The 23,012-nt window shown below is 71.0% G+C and carries 22 protein-coding genes; 15 read left to right on the top strand and 7 right to left on the bottom strand.

The window, feature by feature from the left end; all coding sequences use genetic code 11:
* The first annotated feature begins 32 nt into the window (after window positions 1-32).
* From QE401_RS05180 to QE401_RS05230, 11 genes are all read left to right on the top strand, one after another.
* Window positions 33-974: a 2-hydroxyacid dehydrogenase gene (locus QE401_RS05180; RefSeq protein WP_307137196.1), complete on the top strand. Its 942-nt coding sequence runs from the start codon at window positions 33-35 to the stop codon at window positions 972-974.
* Window positions 974-1,744: a class II aldolase/adducin family protein gene (locus QE401_RS05185; RefSeq protein ID WP_307137197.1), complete on the top strand. Its 771-nt coding sequence runs from the start codon at window positions 974-976 to the stop codon at window positions 1,742-1,744. The genes QE401_RS05180 and QE401_RS05185 overlap by 1 nt, the downstream gene beginning before the upstream one ends.
* A 4-nt stretch (window positions 1,745-1,748) precedes the next feature.
* Window positions 1,749-2,828 (top strand): ABC transporter ATP-binding protein, encoded by a 1,080-nt coding sequence (locus tag QE401_RS05190; RefSeq protein ID WP_307137198.1) that lies wholly within the window; start codon window positions 1,749-1,751, stop codon window positions 2,826-2,828.
* Between the two features lie 267 nt (window positions 2,829-3,095).
* The gene (locus QE401_RS05195) at window positions 3,096-3,872 is read left to right on the top strand and encodes a class II aldolase/adducin family protein (RefSeq protein ID WP_307137199.1); all 777 of its coding nucleotides are present in this window, start codon (window positions 3,096-3,098) and stop codon (window positions 3,870-3,872) included.
* Window positions 3,869-5,527 (top strand): amidohydrolase, encoded by a 1,659-nt coding sequence (locus QE401_RS05200; protein ID WP_307137200.1) that lies wholly within the window; start codon window positions 3,869-3,871, stop codon window positions 5,525-5,527. The genes QE401_RS05195 and QE401_RS05200 overlap by 4 nt, the downstream gene beginning before the upstream one ends.
* Window positions 5,528-5,531: 4 nt before the next feature.
* Window positions 5,532-6,473 (top strand): ABC transporter permease, encoded by a 942-nt coding sequence (locus QE401_RS05205; protein ID WP_307137201.1) that lies wholly within the window; start codon window positions 5,532-5,534, stop codon window positions 6,471-6,473.
* Window positions 6,474-6,475: 2 nt separating this feature from the next.
* Entirely contained in the window at window positions 6,476-7,369 is an 894-nt protein-coding gene (locus QE401_RS05210; protein ID WP_307137202.1) for an ABC transporter permease, read from the top strand.
* A gap of 90 nt (window positions 7,370-7,459) precedes the next feature.
* The gene (locus QE401_RS05215) at window positions 7,460-9,052 is read left to right on the top strand and encodes an ABC transporter substrate-binding protein (RefSeq protein ID WP_307137203.1); all 1,593 of its coding nucleotides are present in this window, start codon (window positions 7,460-7,462) and stop codon (window positions 9,050-9,052) included.
* 561 nt (window positions 9,053-9,613) lie between these two features.
* Entirely contained in the window at window positions 9,614-10,513 is a 900-nt protein-coding gene (locus tag QE401_RS05220; RefSeq protein WP_307137204.1) for an amidohydrolase family protein, read from the top strand.
* Window positions 10,513-11,511: an ABC transporter ATP-binding protein gene (locus tag QE401_RS05225; protein WP_307137205.1), complete on the top strand. Its 999-nt coding sequence runs from the start codon at window positions 10,513-10,515 to the stop codon at window positions 11,509-11,511. Before QE401_RS05220 ends, QE401_RS05225 begins: the two co-directional genes overlap by 1 nt.
* Window positions 11,508-12,575 carry an ABC transporter ATP-binding protein gene (locus tag QE401_RS05230; protein ID WP_307137206.1) on the top strand — a complete coding sequence of 356 codons (1,068 nt, stop codon included), beginning with the start codon at window positions 11,508-11,510 and terminating at the stop codon, window positions 12,573-12,575. Before QE401_RS05225 ends, QE401_RS05230 begins: the two co-directional genes overlap by 4 nt.
* A gap of 51 nt (window positions 12,576-12,626) precedes the next feature.
* On the opposite strand, the gene QE401_RS05235 is transcribed toward QE401_RS05230, so the two are convergent.
* The 4 genes from QE401_RS05235 to QE401_RS05250 all read right to left on the bottom strand — a co-directional run bounded on the left by QE401_RS05235 (window position 12,627) and on the right by QE401_RS05250 (window position 15,909).
* Window positions 12,627-12,989 carry a Nif11-like leader peptide family natural product precursor gene (locus QE401_RS05235; RefSeq protein WP_307137207.1) on the bottom strand — a complete coding sequence of 121 codons (363 nt, stop codon included), beginning with the start codon at window positions 12,987-12,989 and terminating at the stop codon, window positions 12,627-12,629.
* Window positions 12,990-13,247: 258 nt separating this feature from the next.
* Window positions 13,248-14,414 carry a lipid-A-disaccharide synthase gene (gene lpxB, locus QE401_RS05240; protein ID WP_307137208.1) on the bottom strand — a complete coding sequence of 389 codons (1,167 nt, stop codon included), beginning with the start codon at window positions 14,412-14,414 and terminating at the stop codon, window positions 13,248-13,250.
* Window positions 14,411-15,298: a carbon-nitrogen hydrolase family protein gene (locus QE401_RS05245; RefSeq protein ID WP_307137209.1), complete on the bottom strand. Its 888-nt coding sequence runs from the start codon at window positions 15,296-15,298 to the stop codon at window positions 14,411-14,413. Before QE401_RS05245 ends, lpxB begins: the two co-directional genes overlap by 4 nt.
* Window positions 15,295-15,909 (bottom strand): GNAT family N-acetyltransferase, encoded by a 615-nt coding sequence (locus QE401_RS05250; protein ID WP_307137210.1) that lies wholly within the window; start codon window positions 15,907-15,909, stop codon window positions 15,295-15,297. The genes QE401_RS05245 and QE401_RS05250 overlap by 4 nt, the downstream gene beginning before the upstream one ends.
* 118 nt (window positions 15,910-16,027) lie before the next feature.
* Between QE401_RS05250 and QE401_RS05255 the strand changes: the two genes are divergently transcribed.
* The gene (locus QE401_RS05255) at window positions 16,028-16,465 is read left to right on the top strand and encodes an META domain-containing protein (RefSeq protein WP_307137211.1); all 438 of its coding nucleotides are present in this window, start codon (window positions 16,028-16,030) and stop codon (window positions 16,463-16,465) included.
* A 67-nt stretch (window positions 16,466-16,532) separates the two neighbouring features.
* Here QE401_RS05255 and QE401_RS05260 read toward each other — a convergent pair whose 3' ends face one another.
* Together QE401_RS05260 and QE401_RS05265 are read right to left on the bottom strand one after the other, a co-directional pair.
* Window positions 16,533-18,113: an ABC transporter substrate-binding protein gene (locus tag QE401_RS05260; protein WP_307137212.1), complete on the bottom strand. Its 1,581-nt coding sequence runs from the start codon at window positions 18,111-18,113 to the stop codon at window positions 16,533-16,535.
* Window positions 18,114-18,216: 103 nt separating this feature from the next.
* Window positions 18,217-19,140 (bottom strand): dihydrodipicolinate synthase family protein, encoded by a 924-nt coding sequence (locus tag QE401_RS05265; RefSeq protein WP_307137213.1) that lies wholly within the window; start codon window positions 19,138-19,140, stop codon window positions 18,217-18,219.
* A 149-nt stretch (window positions 19,141-19,289) separates the two neighbouring features.
* On the opposite strand from QE401_RS05265, the gene QE401_RS05270 reads away from it, so the two are divergent.
* The 3 genes from QE401_RS05270 (at window position 19,290) to QE401_RS05280 (ending at window position 22,110) form a co-directional block, all read left to right on the top strand.
* The gene (locus tag QE401_RS05270; protein ID WP_307137214.1) at window positions 19,290-19,958 is read left to right on the top strand and encodes a GntR family transcriptional regulator; all 669 of its coding nucleotides are present in this window, start codon (window positions 19,290-19,292) and stop codon (window positions 19,956-19,958) included.
* A gap of 185 nt (window positions 19,959-20,143) precedes the next feature.
* Entirely contained in the window at window positions 20,144-21,019 is an 876-nt protein-coding gene (locus QE401_RS05275) for a Hint domain-containing protein (protein ID WP_307137215.1), read from the top strand.
* A gap of 62 nt (window positions 21,020-21,081) precedes the next feature.
* Window positions 21,082-22,110, top strand: coding sequence for a 2OG-Fe(II) oxygenase (locus QE401_RS05280; RefSeq protein ID WP_307137216.1), 1,029 nt, complete (start codon window positions 21,082-21,084; stop codon window positions 22,108-22,110).
* Between the two features lie 3 nt (window positions 22,111-22,113).
* On the opposite strand, the gene QE401_RS05285 is transcribed toward QE401_RS05280, so the two are convergent.
* Window positions 22,114-22,833 (bottom strand): SDR family oxidoreductase, encoded by a 720-nt coding sequence (locus QE401_RS05285; protein WP_307137217.1) that lies wholly within the window; start codon window positions 22,831-22,833, stop codon window positions 22,114-22,116.
* Window positions 22,834-23,012: the final 179 nt, after the last annotated feature.

Below are 23,012 nucleotides of genomic sequence, written 5' to 3' on the forward strand. Positions count from 1 at the left end.
CCCGCCGCTTCAGCTGAGGGACAGGCGGCAAGGTGGTGAAGATCCTGGTGAAGTCCGGCGGGCCGCAGGCCGTGCCGGAATGGCGTGACGGCTTCGCGGCGGTCGATCCGCGGCTTTCCGCCCATTGGTGGGAAGACGCATCGGTGCGGCCGGAGGAGGTCGAATATGTGGTGGTGTGGGAGCCGAAGCCCGGCTGGCTGACCAGCCTGCCCAATCTGAAGATCGTTTTCTCGTCCGGCGCCGGGGTGGACCACATCACCGCCGACCCGGCCTGGCCGCGCCATCTGCCGCTGGTGCGCATGGGCGGCGACGCGACCGCGCAGCGCATGGGCGAGTTCATCGCCTGGTCCTGCCTGTCGCTGCTGCGCGACACGCGGCATTTCGCGCTTGGCCAGGAGCGCCGCGAATGGGCGCAGAAGGAGGTGCCGCACACGGCGCGGGAGCGCCGTGTCGGCATCATGGGCCTGGGCAATCTCGGCAGCCAGGCGGCAAAGATGCTGCAGGGGCTGGGCTTTCCGGTGCAGGGCTGGGCGCGCTCGCGCAAGACGCTGCCGGGGGTGGTGAGCTTCGCCGGCCCCGCCGAGCTGCCGGCCTTCCTGGCCAGCACCGACATCCTGGTCTGCCTGCTGCCCTCGACCCCCGAGACCACCGGGCTGATCGATGCGGCTCTGCTGGCCCAGCTGCCGCGCGGCGCCGCGGTGGTCAATGCCGGGCGCGGCGCGCATCTGCGTGTGGCCGACCTGCTCTCGGCGCTGGAATCCGGCCAGATCTCGGGGGCCGTGCTGGATGTCTTCCCGGAGGAGCCGCTGCCCGCCGACAGCCCGCTCTGGACACATCCGAAGGTGATCGTCACGCCGCATATCGCCTCCCTGCCCAGCCGGGCGGAACGCGCGCGTTATGTCGCCGGCGCCATTGCCGCCCATGAGGCGGGGCTGCCCTTGCCCAATCTCTTCGACCCCGACCGAGGCTATTGATGCCACTGCCCCCGCCGCCGATCCGCCCCGACCCGAACCGCGAGCCGACCGAGCAGGAGCTGCGCGAGGATCTCGCCTGCGCCTACCGGCTGCTGGCGCATTTCGGCATGACGGATCTGGTCTACACCCATCTCTCGGTGCGCATCCCGGGCGAGGGGCACCGCTTCCTGGTCAATCCCTATGGCCTGCTGTTCGAGGAGATCACCGCCTCCTCCCTGGTTGCCGTCGATGCCGAGGGCGCGCCGCTGCAGGAGACGAGCTGGCCGGTGAACCCGGCGGGCTTCGTCATCCATTCCGCCGTGCACCGCGCCGTCGATCGCGCGCGCTGCGTCATGCACACCCACACTTTGGCGGGCATGACGGTCGCGGCGCAGCAGGGCGGGCTGCTGCCGCTGAACCAGATGAGCATGGAGCTGCATGACCGCGTCGCCATCCACGACTACGAGGGCATCGCGGCCGACGACAATCTCGGCGAGCGCGAGCGCATCGTGCGGGACCTCGGCGCCAGGCCCTGCCTGATCCTGCGCAATCACGGGCTGCTGACCATCGGCCGCACCGTGGGCGAGGCCTTCTACTGGATGTACTATCTGGAGCAGTCCTGCCGCATCCAGGTGGCGGCGCAATCGACCGGCGCGCCTCTCGCCATGCCGCCGCTCGAGATGGTGCAGCGCGTGCGCGAGCAGTCGACGGATTCCCCGGTGAAGGGCTGGCTGCCCTGGCAGGCGCTGAAGCGCAAGATGGACCGCGAGCAGCCGGATTACCGGGACTGAGCCGGTGCCGGGGCTGGATCTCTCCCTGCGCGGCCTGGGCAAGCGCTATGGCGGCCAGGAGGTGCTGCGCGACGTCTCGCTGGAGGTGCCGGAGGGCAGTTTCCTGACGCTGCTCGGCCCTTCCGGCTCGGGCAAGACAACGCTGCTGATGGCGATTGCCGGCTTCGTCGCCCCCGATGCCGGCCGCGTGCTGCTGGGCGGGCGCGACATCACGGCGCTGCCGCCGGAGCAGCGCGATTTCGGCATGGTCTTCCAGGGCTATGCGCTGTTCCCGCACATGACCGTGGCGGAGAATGTCGCCTTCCCCCTGCGCGCCCGCGGCCTCGGCCGCGCCGCGCAGGCGGAGAAGGTGCGCGGCGCGCTCGACCTCGTGCAGCTCTCGCGCTTCGCCGATCGCCGCCCGGCCGAGCTGTCGGGCGGGCAGCAGCAGCGCGTGGCGCTGGCCCGTGCCCTGGTCTTCGACCCGGCGCTGCTGCTGCTGGACGAGCCGCTCTCCGCCCTCGACCGCCAGCTGCGCGGCGAGCTGCAGGCGGAGCTGCGCGCGCTGCAGCGGCGCATCGGCCGCAGCTTCGTCAATGTCACGCATGACCAGGAGGAGGCGCTGGGCCTGTCGGATCGCATCGCCATCCTGAACCAGGGCGTGCTGGTGCAGCAGGGCAGCCCGGCCGAGCTGTATGACGCGCCGCGCACCCGCTTCGTCGCCGGCTTCCTCGGCCGCACGAATTTCCTGCGCGGCGTGGTGACGGCGCCGGGCGAGGTGGCCTGCGGCGAGACGCTGCTGCGCGTGGCGCGGGCGCCCTTCGCCGGGCCGGTGCTGCTGTCGCTGCGGCCGGAGCGCATCCGCCTGCTGGCGCCGGGCGAGGCGGCCGACAACATCCTGGCCGCGCGGATCGAGGCGGCGACCTATCTCGGCGGCAGCGCCGCGCTGCGGCTGCACTCGCCGCTCGGGCCGCTGCAGGTGGTGCGGCAGGGCGGCGGCGCCTTGCCGGCGGAGGGCGAGACGGTGTCGCTGGGCTGGGGGGCGGACGCCGCGCTGCCGGTGGTGGAGGATGCGGAAACGGTATCGCAGGGCGCGCCGGGCTGAAGCCTGGCCGCGCTGCGACCGGTCCACGGAAACCGTAACGGAGCCGTTGCGCTTTCGTTTTTCCCGGTCTATCCCATCATGGTATCGCATCGCGCATAGCGTGATCACGCTGCAATGCAGCGTATGCCCGTGCCCTGGGCGCAAAAGGCATGGATTTGCCTGGAGCGCAGGCAAACCTGTTTGTGCTGCACTGCAAACCCCCTCACGACCGGTTGACGGGCTTCCGCACGGCTGATGACATTCTCCCAACCTGAGGGAGTTGGGTTCATGAATGTCGCCACCTCGCCCGCGCGGCTGGCCTGTTCCGAGGAAGAGTGGCGCATCCGCTGCGACCTTGCCGCGCTCTATCGCCTGGTCGCGCATTTCCGCATGACCGACTTCATCTACACCCATATCAGCGCGCGGCTGCCGGGGCCGGAGCACCATTTCCTCATCAACAAGTATGGCGTGCTGTTCGATGAGATGCGCGCCTCCGACCTGGTGAAGATCGATCTCGACGGCAATGTCGTCGAGGAGGGCACGGATTCCAAGCCGGTGAACGCCGCGGGCTTCACCATCCATTCCGCGCTGCACATGGCGCGGGATGACGCGATGTGCGTGGTGCACACCCACACCGCCGCCGGCATCGCCGTCTCCGCGCAGAAGGACGGGCTGCTGCCGATCAGCCAGCACGCGCTGAAATTCTACGGCCATCTCGCCTATCACGGCTATGAGGGCGTCGCCCTCGACCTCGATGAGCGCGAGCGGCTGGTCGCCGATCTCGGCCAGCACCGCGCGATGATCCTGCGCAATCACGGCCTGCTGGTGGCCGGGCGCAGCATCCCCGAGGCCTTCAACCTGATCTACTATCTGGAGCGCGCCTGCCAGGCGCAGGTGGCCGCGATGTCCGGCGGCGCCGAGCTGGTGCTGCCGCCCGAGGAGGTGCGCCGCAAGACCGCCGCGCAGTTCAATGGCGATCCGGAGCGCTCGCTGGCGCATAGCGAATGGGCCTGGGCCCCGGCGCTGCGGCTGATCGAGAATTCCCGGCTGGACTGGCGCCAATGAGCGCCGAGCTGCTGATCGAGGGCCGCATCTTCCGCGGCCTGCAGAACGGCTTCGCCGAGGCCGTTGCCATCAAGGATGGCCGCGTGCTGGCCGTGGGCTCGCGCGACGAGGTCGCGGCGCAGGCCGGCCCCGCCACCCGGCGCATCGCGCTGGGCGAGCGCGTTGCCATCCCGGCCTTCAACGAAGCGCATATGCATCTGCTGCCCTATGGCCTCGGCCTGTCGCAGGTGAATCTGCGCGCCGAGGAGGTGCGCAGCCTGGACGAGGTGCTGAGGCGCATCGCCGCCGCCGCCGCCACCACGCCGAAGGGCGAGTGGATCCTCGGCCGCGGCTACGACCATGGCGAGCTGGATATCGGCCGCCACCCGCTGGCCGAGGAGCTGGACCGCGCCGCCCCCGACCATCCGGTCATCATCACCCGCACCTGCGGCCATGTGGCGGTGGCCAACACCGCCGCGATGAAGCTCGCCGGGGTCAGCCACAACACCCCCGACCCCGAGGGCGGCGCCATCGAGCGCAAGGGCGGCAAGCTGACCGGCCTGTTCCAGGAACGGGCGATGCGGCTGATCCGCGACATCATCCCGCCGCCCTCCGAGGCGCAGATGGTCGACGCCATCGAGGCCGCCGGGCGCAACCTGGCGGCGCTGGGCTTCGCCACCGCCAGCGACATGAATGTCGGCATGACCGCCGGCATGGCCGAGATCGCCGCCTATCGCCGCGCCGCGGCCGAGGGGCGCCTGCTGCAGCGCATGTGGCAGGTGCTGGCCGGCAATCCGGAGGGCATCGCCGCCGCCGCCTGGGCGGAGGGCCTGCGCCCGAATGTCTGCGCCGGCGAGACGGCCGACGATCTGCTGGCCTGGGGCGCGGTGAAGGTGTTCGGCGACGGCTCCGCCGGCGGGCTGACCGCCGCCTTCTTCGACCCCTATCTGGACAGCGCCGGCGGCGGCACGGGCATCTTCTGCTTCCCCGAGGAGACGATGCACGCGCTGCTGAAGCGCTACCATGAGCAGGGCTGGCAGCTCGACATCCACGCCATCGGCGATGCGGCGATCGAGCAGGTGCTGGCCGGCATGGAGGCCGCCTCCAGCGAGGCGCAGCCGATCGCGGGCCGCCGCCACCGCATCGAGCATTGCGGCTTCCTCAACGCCGACCAGCGCCGCCGCATGCTGCGCCATGGCGTGCTGCCGGTGCCGCAGCCGGTCTTCATGTATGAGTTCGGCGATCTCTATGTGAAGAATCTCGGCCTGGCGCGCACGGAAGTGGCCTATCCGATGAAGACCTGGCTGCAGGAGGGCCATCACCCGGCGGCCTCCTCGGACAGCCCGGTCTGCACCGTGGACCCCTTCATCAACCTTTATGCCATGGTCACCCGCAGGACCAATCGCGGCACGGTGCTGGGGCCCGAGGAGGCGCTGACGCCGGAAGAGGCGGTGCATTGCTACAGCTGGTGCGGCGCCTACAGCCAGTTTGCCGAGACCGAGCGCGGCACGCTGGAGCCGGGCATGCAGGCCGACATCGCCATCCTCTCGCGCGACATCTTCACCTGCGCGCCGGAGGAGATCCTGACCACCCGGGCCGATCTCACCCTGCGCGGCGGCCAGGCCATTTTCGACCGGCATGGCGAGGCCGCCTCGCTCGCCGGAGCCGCGGACTGATCCCATGTTGCGTCATGTCTTCCAGCGCCTGCTGACCACCATCCCCGTCATGTTCGGCGTGCTGCTGATCGGCTTCCTGCTGATGCAGGTGGTGCCGAACGACGCCGCCACGGTGCGCGCGGGCCCGACCGCGACCGCCGAGCTGGTGGAGGAGATCCGCCGCGAGCTGGGTCTCGACCAGCCGCTCTACATCCAGTTCGGCCTCTATCTCTGGCGGCTGCTGCAGGGCGATTTCGGCGTCTCCATCATCAACAACGTCTCGGTCACCGCCGAGCTGGCCGGCACCATCGGCCCGACGCTGGAGCTGATGTTCGCCTCGCTCTTCTGGTCGATCCCGATCGGCATCGGCCTCGGCACCATCGCCGCCTATTGGCGCGGCTCGGTGCTGGACCGCGCGGTCACCGCCTTCTCGGTGGCCGGCGGCTCGGTGCCGGTGTTCTTCCTCGGCCTGATGCTGATCTGGTATGTCGGCTTCCAGTGGCAGCTGCTGCCCTTCACCGGCCGTGGCGGCCCGCTCTGGACGGTCGAGGGCTGGCAGGCCATCGCCCTGCCGGCGCTGACCCTGGGCGGCACCTTCATCGCGCCCGTCGCGCGCATGACGCGCACCGCCGTGCTCGAGGTGCTGGGGGCGGAGCATGTCCGCACCGCCCGCGCCAAGGGCCTGGCCGAGCGCGCCGTGGTGCTGCACCACGCGCTGCGCAACGCGATGATCCCGGTCGTCACCCTGATCGGCCTGCAGATCGGTTTTCTTCTGGGTGGCGCGGTCGTCACCGAGACCGTCTTCTCCTGGCCCGGCGTGGGCCGGCTGGCAGTGGGCGCCATCCTCTCCTCCGACTTCCCGATGGCGCAGGGCACCATCATCGTGCTCTCGCTCGGCTTCATCATCGTCAATCTGGTGGTCGATGTGCTCTATGTGGCGCTCGATCCGCGCATGCGGGGGCATTGAGCATGGCCGCGACGCAATCCGTGGCCGCCCCCGGCACGCCTTCCGCCACCGTGCCGCCGCCGCGCCGCCCGGGCCTGCTGAAGCGCCTGCTGCGCGAGCCGGTGGCCGCCATCGCCTTCGCCCTGGTGGTGCTGCTGATCGCCGCGGCGGTCTTCGCGCCGCTGCTGGCGCCGACCGACCCCTATGACAACAACCTGGCCGCCGCCATGGCGGTGCCGGGGACCGAGGGCCTGCCGCTCGGCGCCGACAGCCAGGGGCGCGACATGATCACGCGCCTGCTCTACGGGCTGCGCGTCACCATGCTGATGGGCCTCGCCTCGGTGCTGCTGGGCGGGCTGACCGGCGCGCTGATCGGCTTCTGCGCCGCCTATTACAGCCGCGTCGACGGGCTGCTGATGCGGCTGATGGATGTGCTGCTCTCCTTCCCCGCCATCCTGTTCGGCCTGGCCATCGCCGCCATCTTCGGCCCCGGCGTGCTGGCGGTGGTGCTGGCGCTCTCGGTCGCGACGGTGCCGCTGATGGCGCGCATCGTGCGCGGCGCCGCGCTGGTGGTGATGCGGCAGGACTATATCGAGGCGGCGCGCGCCACCGGCATGGGCGATGCGCGGCTGATCCTGCGGCATCTGGCGCCCAACTGCCTGTCGCCGATCTTCGTCTTCGCGACGCTGCGCTTCGGCCAGGTGATCCTGCTGGGCTCGGCGCTGTCCTTCCTCGGCCTCGGCGCGCAGCCGCCGGTGGCAGAGCTTGGCGCCATGGCCTCCGAGGGCCGCAACTTCCTGTTCTTCGCCCCGCATATCGCCGTCATCCCCTGCGTGCTGATCTTCGTGGTGGTGCTGGCCTTCAACGTGCTGGGCGACGCGCTGCGCGACGCGCTGGATCCGCGGCTGCGGGTCTGAGCCGCTCCTGGATGATTTCGCGCCGGCCCTTCGCGCCGGCGCCGCATGACCGAACCGGGCCCGGCGAACGGGTCCATGGGAGACGAGTGGATGAAGAAGACCCTGGGGGCCGCGCTGCTTTCGCTGGCCGCGACCATCCCGGCGCACAGCGCCTTCGCGCAGGCGGCGCCGCGCGACACGCTGGTGGTGCTGCGCGAATACGACGCCGACCGCTACGACCCGGCGCGCTCCACCGCGCGCAGCGCCGGCGAGGTCATCTACATGATGTCCGACACGCTGGTCTCGCTGGATTTCGACCAGAAGACGGTGCGCCCGGGCCTGGCCGAGAGCTGGTCGGTCAGCGAGGACGGCAAGCTCTACACTTTCCGCCTGCGCCGCGACGTCACCTTCTGCGACGGCAAGCGCATGACGGCGGCGGATGTCGTCTACTCGATCAACCGCTGGATCGCGCCGGAGACGCGCAGCCCGGTGCGCTGGCGCGCCGGCCCGGTGAAGGAGATCCGCGCGGTCGACGACTACACCGTCGAGTATGAGCTGACCGAGCCCTATGGCGAGCTGCTCTACCAGCTGACGCTGTTCTTCGCCTCCATCGTCGACAAGGAGAGCGTCGAGCGGCTCGGCGCCAATTTCGGCGTGCAGGGCTTCAACGGCACCGGCCCCTATTGCTGGCAGTCCTGGACGCCGCGCCAGGATCTCGTGCTGACGCGCCACCCCAACTACAGCTGGGGCCCGCCGATGTACCAGAACCGCAGCCCGCAGATCGGCCGCGTGATCTGGCGCATCATCCCCGAGGCGAATACCCGCCTGGCCGCGCTGCAGACCGGGCAGGGCGACATCACCCAGTATGTGCCGCCCTTCGCGGTGGCGCAGCTGCAGCGCGTGCCGACGGTGCGCGTCTCCACCCAGCCGAACTATTTCTGGGACTACTTCCTGGGCTTCAAGGTCGACAAGCCCGTGGTGAACGACCCGGCGATCCGCCAAGCGGTCAACATGGCGGTCAACCGCGAGGCGCTGGTGCGCGCCGTGTTCTTCGGCGCCGCCGAGCCGGCCAATGGCTATGTCAACCCGAACACGCTGGGCTATGACGCCGAGGCGGCGCGGCTGGTGCCGGAATTCAACGTCGAGGCGGCGCGCAAGCTGCTGGACGAGGCCGGCTGGCGCCCGGGCGCCGATGGCATCCGCGAGAAGGATGGCCAGCGCGCCAGCTTCAACGTCTATGGCATCCAGAGCGCCGAATGGCGCCGCATGACCGAGGCGATGCAGGCCGATCTGCGCCGCGTCGGCATCGATCTGCGCATCCAGCTCTGGGACGCGACGGTGGCCTGGGGCAAGCTGGCGACGCAGGAATTCGACAGCTTCGTCATGTCCTATCCCTACATCTCGGCCACCGACGGCTTCGCGCTGTATTTCGACGGCGCCAACCGGCCGACGCCGAACCGCATGAACTGGAATGACGAAGAGACCAACCGCCTGCTGAACACGGCCAAGACCGCGCTCTCGGCCGAGGAGCGTGCGCGCGCCATCGCCGAGGTGCAGCGCATCGTGGCGCGCAACAATGTCTGGTTCCCGATCGCCCGCGAGAATCTCTACGTCGCCTCGGCGCAGCGGGTGGAGGGCGCGCGCGCCCATGGCATCTACGGGGCGGGCCTCTACAAGGGCCTCGACCTGCGCCTGACGCGCTGACGAGAAGAAGGAAAAGGGCAGGGGACATGGCCACCACCGTCATCCGCAACGCCGACCTGGTGATCGCCTGGGACGCGTCCGAGCAGCAGCATATCTATCTCACGGATGCGGAGGTGGCCTACCGGGACGGCCAGATCACCTTCGTCGGCCGCGGCTATGACGGCCCGGCCGATGAGGTGATCGACGGCAAGGGCATGATGGTCATGCCCGGCCTGGTGAACATCCACTGCCACCCTTCCTCGGAGCCGATGAACAAGGGGCTGATCGACGAGATCGGCTCCCCCGGCCTCTACAATTCCTCCCTGTATGAATACATGCCGATCTTCCGGGCGGACGCGGAAGCGGTTCCCTCCTGCGTCCGCGTCGCCCTGTCGGAGCTGCTGCTCTCCGGCGTGACGACGGTGGCCGACCTCTCCATGGCGCATCCCGGCTGGCTCGATTTGCTGGGCGAGAGCGGCATGCGCGTCTGTGTCGCGCCGATGTTTCGCTCGGCGCGCTGGGCCACCAAGAACGGGCCACACCGTCGAGTATGCCTGGGACGAGGCCGCCGGCGAGAAGTCGATGGAAGAGGCCTTCAGCCTGATCGAGCGCGCCGAGCAGCATTCCTCCGGCCGGCTCTTCGGCATGGTGGTGCCGGCGCAGATCGACACCTGCTCGGAAACCCTGCTCCGCGAGAGCTTCGAGGAGGCGGCGAAGCGGAACCTGTCCTGGCAGATCCACGCGGCGCAGAGCGTGCATGAGTTCCACGAGATCACCCGCCGCAGCGGCTTCACGCCGATCGGCTGGCTGGACAGCATGGGCCTGCTCTCCGAACGCTCCATCATCGGCCATGGCATCTTTCTCGACGACCACCCGCGCACCAAGTGGCACACGGAGAACGATCTCGACCGGCTGGCCGCCACGGGGACGACGGTGGCGCATTGCCCGACGGTCTTCGCGCGCCGCGGCATCGCCATGCGCAGCTTCGGCCGCTACCGCAAGCGCGGCGTGAACATGGGGGTCGGCACCGACACCTATCCGCACAACATGCTGGATGAGCTGCGGCTCGTTTCCTACCTGGCCCGCACCCAGTCCGAGGATCCGCGCAGCCTGAACTCGACGGATCTGTTCGATGCGGCGACCATCGGCGGCGCCAAGGCGCTGAACCGCGACGATATCGGCCGGCTGGCCCCGGGCTGCCGCGCGGATTTCGTCATGGTCGATGTGACGCATCCGCAGATGCGCCCCGCGCGCGACCCGATGCGCAGCCTGATCTACGCGGCGGGCGACCGCGCCATCCGCTCCGTCCATATCGACGGCCAGGCGGTGGTGCGCGACGGCAAGGTGCTGACCATGGATTATGAAGGCGCCGCCGCGCATCTCGATGAGGCCCAGAAGCGCATCATCGCGCGCGCGCCGCAGCAGGATTGGGCGCATCGCCCGGTCGACAAGATCTCCCCTCCGACCTTCCGCTGGGCCTGATGCAGCACGATCTCCTGCGGCTCGAAGGGCTGCGCACCGTCTTCAAGACCTCATCCGGCCTGGTGCGGGCGGTGGACGGCATCGATCTCTCGGTGCCGCGCGGCCGCACCCTCGGCATCGTGGGCGAGAGCGGCTGCGGCAAGTCGATGCTCTCGCTCTCCATCATGCGCCTGGTGCCGCCGCCCGGCAAAACCACCGAGGGCCGCATCCTGCTGGAGGGGCGCAACCTGCTCGACCTCTCCACCGCCGAGATGCGGCAGGTGCGCGGCGGCCAGATCGCCATGATCTTCCAGGAGCCGATGACCTCGCTGAACCCGGTCCACACGGTGGGGCGGCAGATCACCGAGGCGATGCGGGTGCATTCGCCGAAGGCCAGCGCGTCGCAGCTGCGCGACGAGGCGATCGCGGCGCTGAAGCGGGTGCGCATCCCTTCGCCGGAGCGGCGCTTCGACGAATATCCGCACCAGCTCTCGGGCGGCATGCGCCAGCGCGTGATGATCGCCATGGCGCTGGCCTGCCGGCCCAAGCTGCTGATCGCCGACGAGCCGACCACCGCGCTCGACGTGACGGTGCAGGCCCAGATCCTCGACCTGCTGCGCGAGCTGCAGGAGGAGACGGGCATGTCGATCATCCTCATCACCCATGATCTCGGCGTGGTCGCCGAGATGGCCGATGAGGTGGCGGTGATGTATGCCGGCCGCGTGGTGGAGCGCGCCGCGGCGCGCGCCATCTTCGAGGACCCGCAGCACCCCTACACGCTCGGCCTGCTCGGCTCCGTGCCGCGCCTCGACGAGGATCGCGAGCGGCTGCTGGCGATCGATGGCTCGGTGCCGCCGCCCTTCGCCTTCCCCGCCGGCTGCCGCTTCAACCCGCGCTGCCCCTTCGCCATCGGCCCCTGCCGCAGCGAGATGCCGGCGCTGCGCGAGATCGTGCCTGGCCATGAGGCCGCCTGCCTGCGCGCGCCGATCGAGAATTCCCTGGCGATGGAGGCCGCATGACCCGCCTGCTCGAGATCGAGGGCCTGGCCAAGCACTACCCGGTGAAGAAGGGTGTGGTGCTGCAGAAGCAGGTCGGCACGGTGCGCGCGGTGGATGGCGTGTCCTTCCATCTCGACCGCGGCGAGACGCTGGCGCTGGTGGGGGAGAGCGGCTGCGGCAAGTCGACCACGGCGCGGCTGGTGCTGCGGCTGATCGAGCCCTCGGCCGGCAGCATCCGCTTCGACGGCCAGGACGTGACGAAGGTGACGGGCGGCGCCATGCGGACGCTGCGCCGGCGCATGCAGATCGTCTTCCAGGATCCCTATGCCAGCCTCAACCCGCGGCTGACGGTGGGCGATGCCATCGCCGAGCCGATGACGGTGCACAGGATCGGCGATTCCGCCAGCCGCCGCGCCAAGGTGCATGAGCTGCTGCGCCTGGTCGGGCTGCAGCCCTTCCATGCCGATCGCTACCCGCATGAATTCTCCGGCGGCCAGCGCCAGCGCATCGGCATCGCCCGCGCCCTGTCGGTCGAGCCCGATCTGGTGGTGTGCGACGAGCCGGTCTCGGCGCTCGACGTCTCGATCCAGGCGCAGGTGGTGAACCTGATGAAGGATCTGCAGGCGCGGCTCGGCCTGTCCTACCTGTTCATCGCGCATGACCTGGCCGTGGTGAAGCACATGGCCGACCGCATCGCCGTGATGTATCTGGGCGCGGTGATGGAGGTGGGGGGCAAGCACGCGCTCTTCGCCCGGCCGCTGCACCCCTATACGCGGGCGCTGCTGGCGGCGATCCCGCATCCGGACCCGGCGCGGCGCGGCCGCGTCACCCCGCTCGGCGGCGATCTGCCGAGCCCGATGGCGGTGCCGCCGGGCTGCCGCTTCCACACGCGCTGCCCCTTCGCCCAGGCGCGCTGCAAGGATGAGGTGCCGGCGCTGCGCCCGGTCGGGCCGGATGGCCAGCAGGTGGCCTGCCATTTCGCCGAGACGCTGCCGGATGCCGGGCTCGACTACACCGGCGGCCTGACCGAGGCGGCGACGCGGCGCCTCGCCCTCTACGACGCGGCGCGCCGCAAGGCGGCCTGAACCCATCCCGGCCCCGGAGGCGCCGCCGGCGCCCCGCGGCCGGGGAATGCCTCAGCCGCCGCCCACCACCTGCCAGGCCACCGGCAGCGCGCCGCTCACCGGCTGGGTCGGCTTCTGGAACACCAGCAGCGGCGAGCCGCCGCCGCTGCCATTGGTGAAGGTCAGGGTGAGGCCGCCGGCCACATCGTCCAGCGCCGTGTCCGGCAGGGCGCCGCCCCCGCCGCCGCCGCCACCACCGCCCTCCGGCTGCGGGGTGCGCCATTGCAGCAGCTCCTGCGCGGTGACGTCGAAGCCGGCCTGGCGCAGCAGCGCCACGCGCTGTTCCAGCGTCAGACCGGGCTCGGCCAGGCGGTTGCGCAGCGCCGGATAGGGCTCCATGGCCTGCAGCAGGGGGATCCAGTTCTCAGGGGTCATCGCATCCTCGGCCGTCGAGGGCCCGGGCGCCGGGCAGGCGGGGGCGGGGTTTTCGGGGATCATGGGGTGATGGCCGCAATGCTGCCGGCGCCGCTGTCCGGCCCCGGCGCCGCCAGCGCGGCGCGCAGGGCGGGGCGCCTGGCCAGCGGGCGGGTCCGTTCGGCAGGGCTCATCGCATCCATCCTCCGGCGCCGAAGGGCGGCGCCGCGATGCGGAGGCTAGGGCAGGGCGGGCCGGCGAGTCCCGGGAGGCACGTCTCTAATTCTGTGGAATCCGTCTCGGCAGCATCTCCAGCACGGCGGCGGCGGCGGCGGCGCTGGGGGTGCCCTCGGGCGGGCGCAGCCCGTCCATCACCCGGGCGAAGCCCTGGCGCTGCGCCTCGGCGGCCGCCGGGTCGGTCAGCAGGCGGTGCAGCCCGTCGGCCAGGCGCTCCGGCGTGCAATCCTGCTGCAGATATTCCGGGATGATGGGCGCATCGGCCAGCAGGTTGACCAGGCTGACATACTTCACCTGGATCAGCCGCCGGGCGATGGCGGCGGTCAGCGGGTTGACCCGGTAGCCCACCACCATCGGCACGCCGGCCAGCGCCACCTCCAGCGAGGAGGTGCCGGATTTGATCAGCCCCGCCCCGCCCTGCCGCGCCGCGGCATAGGCATCGTATTTCTCGGCCACGCCACGCAGCAGCAGGGGCTGCACCGCCCAGCCGGCGACGCCCTGGCGCACCGCAGCCTCGACCGGGCCGGCCAGCGGCAGCACCGGGCGCAGCCCGGGGAGCCGCGCCGAGAGACGCTCCAGCGCCGCGCCGAAAATGGGCAGCAGCCGGGCGATCTCGCCGCCACGGCTGCCCGGCATCACCAGCAGCACACGCTCCTCCGCGCCGATCCCATGGGTGGCGCGGAAGCGCGCCGCATCGCCGCGCTCGGCGCCCGATTCCAGGATGGAATGGCCGACGAAGCGCACCGGGATGCCGGCCCGTTCGAAGAAGGGCGCCTCGAAGGGCAGCAGCGTCATCAGCCGGTCGACCTGGCGGGCGATCCGGCGCACCCGGCCCGGGCGCCAGGCCCAGATCTGCGGCGCCACATAGTGCAGCACCGGGATGCCCATGGCCCGCGCCCGCGCAGCGACGCGGAGCGTGAAGCCAGGGCTGTCGATGGTCACCACCAAAGCCGGGCGGCGCGCGGCGATGTCGGCGGTCACCTCGTCCAGCCGGCGCATCACCCGGCGCAGCTTCGGCAGCACCTCCAGGAAACCCATCAGCGCCAGCTCGCCCAGCGGGAACAGGCTGTGGAAACCCTGCTCCGCCATGCGCTCGCCGCCGAGGCCGGCGAAGTCCAGATCGGGCCGCGCCTGGCGCAGGGCGGCGATCAGCCGCCCGCCCAGCGCGTCGCCCGAGGCCTCGCCGGCGACCAGATAGACCAGCGTCACGCGAATTCCGCCGGCAGGGGCTGCGGGAAGCTCTGGCGCGGCCAGTCGCGATGGTTCAGCACGGCGCCGTCGCGCCGCACCGCCGCGATCCGCGCCGGGTCGAGATCGGCATAGACCCATTGCCCATGGCCGGCCGTGCCCTCGGCGATCAGCCCATCCTCCGGGAAGCCGCGGTCGATCGGGCCATGGACGGAGGCGGTGCCCCGGTTCTGGTCGAGCGCCGCCGACCAGGGCGCATCGCCCACGGTGGGGGAGACGGCCACGAAGCACTGATTCTCCAGCGCCCGCGCGGCGGCCGAGAAGCGCACCCGGTTGAAGCCGTGCAGCGTGTCGGTGCAGGTGGGCACCAGCACCAGCCAGGCGCCGGCCTCGACCTGGGCGCGGACATGCTTTGGGAATTCGCTGTCATAGCAGATGGAGATGCCGATCCGCCCCCAGGGCGTGTCGAACACCCGCGGCCCCGCCCCGGCCGAGACGCCCCAGCGCTCGGTCTCGAAGCGGGTCATGGCGTGCTTGTCCTGGAAGGCCAGGCGCCCCTCCGGGGTGATCAGCGGCGCGCGGTTGCGGATGGCGCCATCCTCGTCGCGCATCGGCAGGCTGCCGGGCAGCAGCCACAGGCCGGCGCGCTGCGCGGCGCCGCGCATCGCTTCCAGGATCTCCGGCGCGGCGGCGACCATGGCGGAGAGCTCCTCCGCCTCGCTGGCCGGCGACAGGCCGGAGAGCGCCGAGCCCAGCTCGACACAGGCATATTCCGGCATCACGGCGAGCTCCGCGCCATGGGCGCGGGCCTCGGCCAGCCAGCGATCCAGCTTGGCTTCCCAGGCGGCGATGCTTTCCGGCCGCTCCACCGGATACTGGTGCAAGGCGAGGCGCAGGGTGGTCATGGCAGGGGCGCCCCCTCCAGCGCGCGGATCCAGAAGGTCAGGCGGTGCGGGCTCTCCTCGGCCTGCCCGGGCTCGCGCCAGGTGAATTCGCAGGCGAGGTCGGGATAGGGCGTATAGCCGCGCCTGCGCCAGAATTCGTCGAGTGGCGTGTAGTCGGCCGGGCGGCGCGGATCGTCGGCCGCGCGCTGCACGGCGCAGAAGGTCGCGTAGTCGAGGCCGAGGCTGCGCGCGTGCGCCTCCCGGTGCCGGAAGAAGGCGACGCCCGCGCCACGGCCGCGCCAGGGGCGGCGCAGCACGCTCTCGCCGAAATAGCAGAAGCGCGCGGGGTCGAGCCCGGCCGCGGTGAAGGCCTGGCGCACCGTGGCGTGGGTCTCGGCCATCGGCTCGCAGGTGGCGGCGCCCACCGCCTCCGCGCCGTCGCGGCAGAGGATCACCGCCGCCCCCGGCGCCTCGGCATAGGCGCGCATGTAGCGGGCCTCATAGGCCTCGTCGCCCTCGTAGAGATAGGGCCATTCGCGGAACACCTCGATGCGCAGCCGGGCCAGCGCCGGCAGCCAGGGGTGCAGCGCATCGCCGCGCAGGGTTTCGAAGGCGAGGGGGGAAACCGACATGGGGGTTGGAAGTAGGATAGAACGTCTCCGGGAAAAAGCCTGGGATCCGGAAAATCCCGGGCGGGCCCGGGCGTTGTGTGCGGATCGCCGCCCAGGCGGCGCAGCGGGAGAGCAAGGCATGGAACAGCAGCGGAAGAAGCGGATCCGGGGTGGCGTGCTGGGGGCGGGGCTGCTGGCCCTGCTGGCCGGCTGCGCCAGCGGCTCGGGCGACATGGCCAGCCCGCTGGCCGGCAATTGGCGGCTGGAAAGCCTGGGCGGGGTCGGCATCCGCAATGAGGGGCCGCGCGCCGCGGCGGTGGAATTCGGGCCGCAGGGCCGGCTGATGGGCTCGGGCGGCTGCAACCGCATCGCCGGCAGCTACACCCAGTCGGGCAGCCGGCTGACCATCGGCCCGGTGGCGGCCACCCGCATGGCCTGCATCGACCCGGTGGCGACGCAGAACGAGACCGCCTTCCTGGCGGCGCTGCAGAATGTGGCGAGCTTCCGCTACGATGCCGGGCGGCTGTTCCTGCTGGATGCGCAGGGCCAGGCCCTGGCCAGCCTGACCGGGCCCTGAGGCCCGGCCGATGCGTGGCGCCGGGGCTGAGCCCCGGCCCCCTTGGGCCTGACAGGCGCGAGCCTGCTCAGGCGCTCTTCTCCATGTTCCAGAAGAACTGCACGGGGGAGAGCACCATGCCCTTCAGGCTGTTGCGATAGGCCATGGGCTGCTGCACCAGCCCACCCGGGGCATAGGGCACCACCTCGAAGGCGCGGCGCTCGATCCGCGCGGCGATCTCCTTCTGCCGCGCGGCATCGTCGGTGGCGATCCATTCGTCACGCAGCGTCTCGATCGTCGCATCCTCCGGCCAGCCGAACCAGGCGGCGCTGCCATTGGCGCGGATCAGCGGGTGCAGCGCCGGGTTCAGCACATCGGCGCCCGACCACAGCGTGTGGAAGACCGACCAGCCGCCCTGGTCCGGCGCGCCGCGATTGGCGCGCTTGCCGATGAAGCTGGCCCAGTCGGTCGAGATGAACTCGACATTCATACCGAGATTCTTCAGCAGCTCCTGCGTCACCAGCGACTGGTTGTAGGCGATGGGCTGGTCGGCCGGGGCCAGCAGCACGACCTTCTCATTGTTGTAGCCGGCCTCCTTCAGCATCGCCTTGGCGCGCTCCAGATCGGCGCGCATCGCCTCCGCCCCGCCGGCACCGGTCGACATGGGCGAGCCCGGGGTGAAGAAGGTCTTGGCCTCCTGGTAGTATTCCGCGCTGCCGACGACGGATTGCATGTAGTCGTCCTGGCGCATCGCCATCATCACGGCGCGGCGGATGCCCGGATTGTTGAAGGGCGGCTGCTGGTGGTTGAAGCGCATCAGCAGGATCAGGCCGAGCGGCACGTTCTGGATGGTGATGTCGCGGTTGCGCTTCAGCACCGGCAGCAGATCGACCGGCGGCTGCTCATACCAGTCGACCTCGCCCTGCATCAGCGCGCCGGTGGCGGCCGAGGCCTCGGTCAGCGCCAGCCATTCGATGCGGTCGATCTTGGCGACCTTGCCGCCGGCCGCCCAGGAGGGCGCCTCCTCGCGCGGCACGTAGCGGTCGAAGCGGGTGTAGATGGCGTTCTGCCCCGGCACCCATTGCCGGCTCTCGAAGCGCCAGGGGCCGGAGCCGATGGCCTCCGAGATGGGCCGCGCCGCATCGGTCTGGGCGATGCGCTCCGGCATGATGAAGGGCACGTTGGAGGAGAGTTTTCCGAGCGCCGCCGGCAGCATGGGAAAGGGCTTCTTCAGGTCGATGCGGAAGGTGCGGGCATCGATGGCGGTGTAGCCGGCGGCGAAGCCGGCGAAGGTCTGGCCGAAGGCGTCGCGCTTCGACCAGCGCTGGATCGAGGCGATGCAGTCCGCGGCGGTGACCGGCGCGCCATCGTGGAAGACCAGCCCGTCGCGCAGATGGAAGGTCCAGGACAGCCCGTCCGGCGCGGTCTGCCATTCGGAGACCATTTGCGGCCGGATGTTGAACTGGGCGTCGGTGGCGAAGAGGGTGTCGTAGATCAGGTAGCCATGGTTGCGGATGACGTAGCTGGTGGCGACGATCGGGTCGAGCGAGGGCAGCGGCGTCGAGGGGATGAAGCGCAGCGTGGCGCTGCGCCCGCCCTGGGCGCGGGCGAAGGTGGGCGTGGCGAGGGCTGCGGCCCCGGCCAGCAGCTGGCGGCGGTTCAGCTTCATGACGAGCACTCCTGCGTCGGGGCGCGCAGCCCCCTGATGGCGGGGTCCGGGGGGACCCTGTCCCCCCGGCGGGGGTGCGGGGGCGGCGCCCCCGCGCATCGGGTCAGGCGGCGCGCGCCAGCGCGGGCAGGGCCGGCCGGTTGGCCAGTGCCGCGGAAATCAGGATCTCCACCTCGGCGCGTTCCTCGGCCGAGAGGGCCAGGCGCGGCGGCCGGGTCAGCGCCGAGCCGCGGCCCATGATGTGCTCGCACAGCTTGATGCACTGGACGAGGTCCGGCCGCGCATCGAGATGCAGCAGCGGCATGAACCAGTCATACAGCGCGCGCGCCTCGGCGTAGCGGCCGGCGCGGGCCAGGCGGAACAGCGCCTCGCCTTCCTCGGGGAAGACGTTGGACATGCCGGAGACCCAGCCCTCGGCGCCCAGCATGACGCTTTCCAGCACGGTGTCGTCGAGGCCGGCGAACATCAGGAAGCGCTCGCCCACCAGGTTGCGCAGATCGGTGAAGCGCCGGGAATCGCCCGAGGATTCCTTGAAGCAGACGATGGTGTCGCAATCGGAGAGGGACGCCAGGATCTGCGGCGTGACGTCGTTCTTGTAGATGGGCGGGTTGTTGTAGACCATCACCGGCAGGTCGGTGGCCGCCGCCACGCCGCGGAAATGCGCCGCCGTCTCCTGCGGCTTGGCCGAATAGACCAGGGCCGGCATCACCATCACCCCATCGACGCCGATGCGCGCCGCTTCCTTCGCCATGGCGCTGGCGAAGGGGGTGGTGAATTCGGCGATGCCGGCGATGACCGGCACGCGGCCGCCGGCGGCGTCCTTCGCCGCCTCCATCACCGCCACCTTCTCGGCGGCCGAGAGCGAGCAATTCTCCCCCACCGTGCCGCAGACGATCAGGCCGGAGACGCCATCGGCCACCAGGGCGCGGATGACCCGCGCCGTGGCGTCGAGGTCGAGGCTGAAATCCTCGTGGAACTGGGTGGTGACGGCGGGGAAGACGCCGGACCAGGCGGGCTTCTGGGCCATGGGAAGCTCTCTCCGGATTGCGATTTTGGATACGGTAGATTTTATACAATCGATGAGTCAACAATGCGCGGCTGGAAAAACCGCCGCATCCCGGCGATAGCCCGGCCCATGACGAAGCCCGGCCGCCCGGCCGGGCCAGAGGAGAGCGCATGAGCACCGCCCTGAAGCACCGCACCGTCTCGGCCGCGCTGCTGGAGGAGATCCGCCGCCGCGTGCTGGACGGGCGCTATCCGGCCGGTGCCCAGCTGCGGCAGGACATGCTGGCCGAGGAGTTCGGCGTCAGCCGCATTCCCGTGCGCGAGGCGCTGTTCCAGCTGGAGGCCGAGGGGCTGGTGCGCATCTCGCCGCACAAGGGGGCGACGGTCGCCGAGCTGTCGCCCGAGGAGCTGGAAGAGGCTTTCGGCCTGCGCGCGCTGCTGGAGCCGCGGCTGCTGCGCGCCTCCGCGCCGCGCCTGACGGAGGCGGATTATGCCGGGCTGGAGCGCATCCTGGAGGATTACGCCCAGGCGATGCGGCAGGGCGACACCGCCCGCTGGGGGGAGCTGAACACGGCGCTGCATCTCGGCCTTTATGCGCGGGCCGGGCAGAAGCGCACGGCCGGGCTGGTGGCGGCGCTGCTGCAGGAATGCGACCGCTACACCCGGCTGCAGCTGACCACCGAGACGGAGGGCCTGGCGCGGGCCGATCGCGAGCATCGCGAGCTGGTGCGGCTGTGCCGGGCCGGTGCGGTGGAGGAGGCCGCCGCGCTGCTGGCCCGGCATGTCGAGCAGGTGGGCCAGGCGCTGCTGGATTTCCTGCGGGGGCGGCAGGCGGGGTAGGGCCTGCCCGCCGGCGGTGCGTGCGGCGCGGTTGCCCGGCGGGGATGGGAAGGCGGGCCTGGCCCGGGCCGCTTCATCACGTCGCCATCGTATCGCAACACGGAAACGTGAGTAACTCTCCCTGTCCGGCCCTTACGCCGTTTCCATTTCATATATATAACGATATTCCTGCCGGGGGGGACATCATGGTTTCGATTTCGACCGAGTACAGAATTACTTTGGCGCGCCTGAGCGATAATGAATTCCAGGGCTATGGATTGTCCGGCAGCTATCTGCAGACGGAAGCGGTGGATGACGGCGTTTTCGAAATCGGCGAGACGGTCACCGTGACCTATCCGGGAGGGGATTTCGATTACGAGGTCCTCGGGACCTCGTCGGGGGGCTGGGTCGGATACTCCGCCAGACTTGGGGAGTATCACCTGTTTTCCGACAACCAGGATGCCTGGGGCGCGACGATCACCCTCACCCCGCAAAGCTTCACCACCTGCTTCCTGGAGGGCACGCGGATCGCCACCCCCGGCGGCGAGGTGCCGATCGAGGCGCTGCGCATCGGCGACCTGGTGCTGACGGCGGACGGCAGGGCCTGCGCGCTGCGCTGGATCGGGCGGCAGAGCGTGGTCACGGTCTTCGCCGACCGCGCCCGCCAGTTTCCCATCCGCATCCAGGCCGGCGCGCTGGGCAGCGGGCTGCCGCGGCGCGACCTGCTCGTCTCGCCCGATCACGCGCTGTTCCTCGACGGGCTGCTGGTGCAGGCCGGCGCGCTGGTCAATGGCGGCAGCATCCGGCAGGTGGAGCGGCCCGCCGCGCGCTTCACCTATTTCCACCTGGAACTGGCGGAGCACGCGCTGGTGCTGGCCGAGGGCACGCCGGCGGAAAGCTTCGTCGACAACGTCACCCGCGCCCGCTTCGACAACCATGCCGAGTATGTCGCGCTGTATGGCGAGGCCGCTTCGCCCACCGGCGAGCTGCCGGCGCCGCGCGTCAAATCCGCCCGCCAGCTGCCGCAGCGCCTGCGCGCCCGGCTGGCCGAAGCGGCGGCGCCCGAGAGCGAAGCGGCCTGACGGGGCAGGCGGGCCTCCGCCCCCCCCTTGGCAGGCCGCGCCGTCCGGCGCAGAAACCGGCCATGGCGGCTTTCATCCCTGGCGACCTCCTGCCCCCGCTCTCCCTGCCGGATGCCTCCGGCACGGCGGTGGATCTGTTCCACCAGAGCCTGGCCGGGCTGTCCTGCGTGCTGCTGCTGGGCTTCGCGCCCGGGGCGGCGGCGCTGGAGGCGGCGCGGCAGCGGGCCGGGGCGCTGCAGGCGCGGCTGTTCCTGGTGGCGCGCGGCCGCCCGGATGGCGCGGCCGAGGGCGCCGTGCCGCGCCTGTTCGACCCGGAGGGCAAGGTCTTCGCCGCGCTCGGCGCCAGCGGCCCCGCGGTCGCGGTGATCTCGCCGCGCGGCCGGCTGGCCCTGCTGCGCCCCGGCGGGCCGGAGGCGCTGCAGGCGGTGCTGGAGACGCTGCCCGAGCCGCCCGCCGCCCCGCCCGAGATCCGCCGCGCCGGCGCCCCGGCGCTGATCGTGCCGGAGGTGCTGGAGCCCGCCTTCATCCAGGCGCTGCTGGCGCATTGGGAGAAGGGGGAGAAGACGCGCGACCGCGTCGCCACCACCGCCGGCCAGGGCCAGGTGCAGAGCATCAAGCGCCGCACCGATGTCTGGCTGGACGATCAGGGCCTCTACGCCACCTATCGCCAGCGGCTGGAGCGGCGCGTGCTGCCGGAGCTGTGGCGCGCCTTCCGCTTCCGCGCGGCCAGCTTCGAGATGCCGCGCATCGGCTGCTACGAAGCGAGCGATGCCGGCGGCTTCGGCGCGCATCGCGACAACCGCACGCCCTTCACCGCGCATCGGCGCTTCGCCATGAGCCTGAACCTGAACACCGGCGACTATGCGGGTGGCGCGCTGAATTTCCCGGAATTCGGGCCGGAGCTGTACGAGCCGCCGGCCGGCGGCGCCGTGCTGTTCTGCTGCGACCTGCTGCATGAGGCGATGCCGGTGACCGCGGGCCGCCGCTTCGCCATCTTCACCTTCCTGACCGACGCGGCCGGGGCGGAGCAGGAGAAGCGGCTGATCGCCGAGCGCCAGGCGGCGGGCGAGCGCGGCGTGGCGCTGCGCTGAGCGCTACTCGGCGTAGATCATCTTGCGGGTCATCCCGCCATCGGAGACGAAATCGGCGCCGGTGACGAAGCCGGCATCGGGCCCGACCAGCCAGGCCGCCAGGCTGGCGATGTCATCCACCCGCCCGACGCGCCCGGCCGGGTGCTGGGCATGGTCCTCGGGGCGCAGCGCCTCGCCCTCGACATCGATCCAGCCCGGGCTGATGCAGTTGGCGCGCACCTCCGGCCCCAGGCTGATGGCCAGCGAATGGGTCAGGGCGACGATGCCGCCCTTGCTGGCCGAATAGGATTCGGTGTTCGCCTCCGACATGCGGGCGCGGGTCGAGGCGATGGTGACGATGCTGCCGCGCGCCGCCTTCAGCAGCGGATGCGCGGCGCGGGCCAGCAGGAAGGTGCTGGTCAGGTTGGTGTCGAGCACCCGGCGCCATTCCGCCAGGGACAGCTCGACGATCGGCTTGCGGATCATGATGCCGGCATTGCAGACCAGCGCGTCCAGCCGGCCCTCCTGCGCGGCCACGCCCTGGACCAGCGCGGTGACGGCGCCCTCATCCGCGATATCGGCGATGACGTGGCGGCTGCCGGCCGCGCCCGGCTTCAGATCGGCGGTGACGACGTGCCAGCCCTCGCGCTGCAGCCGCGCGGCGATGCCGGCGCCGATGCCATGCGCCGCCCCGGTGACGAGGGCGACACGGGAGGGGGAAGGGGAAGCAGGGCTGTCTGACATGTCGGGCAGTGCAACGTGCCCGTCAGGGGCGGGTTGCCGCCATCAGGCATCCGTGAAGGCCAAGGGGGCGTGAGGCCAGGGGCGCGAAGGCCAGGGAGCGTGAAGGCCAGCGGGCGTGAAGGCCAGGGGCGCGAAAGCTAGCGGGGGTGAAGGCCAGCGGGCGTGAAGGCCTGGCGGGC

This window comes from Pseudoroseomonas cervicalis, assembly GCF_030818485.1.
Classification (GTDB): domain Bacteria; phylum Pseudomonadota; class Alphaproteobacteria; order Acetobacterales; family Acetobacteraceae; genus Pseudoroseomonas; species Pseudoroseomonas cervicalis_A.

Excerpts from the sequence above, each read along its gene's own strand:
- QE401_RS05215 (WP_307137203.1), top strand. The coding sequence starts at position 7,460 with ATGAAGAAGACCCTGGGGGCCGCGCTGCTTTCGCTGGCCGCGACCATC.
- QE401_RS05205 (WP_307137201.1), top strand. The coding sequence starts at position 5,532 with ATGTTGCGTCATGTCTTCCAGCGCCTGCTGACCACCATCCCCGTCATG.
- QE401_RS05270 (WP_307137214.1), top strand. The coding sequence starts at position 19,290 with ATGAGCACCGCCCTGAAGCACCGCACCGTCTCGGCCGCGCTGCTGGAG.
- QE401_RS05285 (WP_307137217.1), bottom strand. The coding sequence starts at position 22,833 with ATGTCAGACAGCCCTGCTTCCCCTTCCCCCTCCCGTGTCGCCCTCGTC.
- QE401_RS05255 (WP_307137211.1), top strand. The coding sequence starts at position 16,028 with ATGGAACAGCAGCGGAAGAAGCGGATCCGGGGTGGCGTGCTGGGGGCG.
- QE401_RS05280 (WP_307137216.1), top strand. The coding sequence starts at position 21,082 with ATGGCGGCTTTCATCCCTGGCGACCTCCTGCCCCCGCTCTCCCTGCCG.
- QE401_RS05210 (WP_307137202.1), top strand. The coding sequence starts at position 6,476 with ATGGCCGCGACGCAATCCGTGGCCGCCCCCGGCACGCCTTCCGCCACC.
- QE401_RS05235 (WP_307137207.1), bottom strand. The coding sequence starts at position 12,989 with ATGACCCCTGAGAACTGGATCCCCCTGCTGCAGGCCATGGAGCCCTAT.
- QE401_RS05265 (WP_307137213.1), bottom strand. The coding sequence starts at position 19,140 with ATGGCCCAGAAGCCCGCCTGGTCCGGCGTCTTCCCCGCCGTCACCACC.
- QE401_RS05230 (WP_307137206.1), top strand. The coding sequence starts at position 11,508 with ATGACCCGCCTGCTCGAGATCGAGGGCCTGGCCAAGCACTACCCGGTG.
- QE401_RS05245 (WP_307137209.1), bottom strand. The coding sequence starts at position 15,298 with ATGACCACCCTGCGCCTCGCCTTGCACCAGTATCCGGTGGAGCGGCCG.
- QE401_RS05185 (WP_307137197.1), top strand. The coding sequence starts at position 974 with ATGCCACTGCCCCCGCCGCCGATCCGCCCCGACCCGAACCGCGAGCCG.
- QE401_RS05275 (WP_307137215.1), top strand. The coding sequence starts at position 20,144 with ATGGTTTCGATTTCGACCGAGTACAGAATTACTTTGGCGCGCCTGAGC.
- QE401_RS05220 (WP_307137204.1), top strand. The coding sequence starts at position 9,614 with ATGGAAGAGGCCTTCAGCCTGATCGAGCGCGCCGAGCAGCATTCCTCC.
- QE401_RS05250 (WP_307137210.1), bottom strand. The coding sequence starts at position 15,909 with ATGTCGGTTTCCCCCCTCGCCTTCGAAACCCTGCGCGGCGATGCGCTG.
- QE401_RS05195 (WP_307137199.1), top strand. The coding sequence starts at position 3,096 with ATGAATGTCGCCACCTCGCCCGCGCGGCTGGCCTGTTCCGAGGAAGAG.
- QE401_RS05225 (WP_307137205.1), top strand. The coding sequence starts at position 10,513 with ATGCAGCACGATCTCCTGCGGCTCGAAGGGCTGCGCACCGTCTTCAAG.
- QE401_RS05200 (WP_307137200.1), top strand. The coding sequence starts at position 3,869 with ATGAGCGCCGAGCTGCTGATCGAGGGCCGCATCTTCCGCGGCCTGCAG.
- QE401_RS05260 (WP_307137212.1), bottom strand. The coding sequence starts at position 18,113 with ATGAAGCTGAACCGCCGCCAGCTGCTGGCCGGGGCCGCAGCCCTCGCC.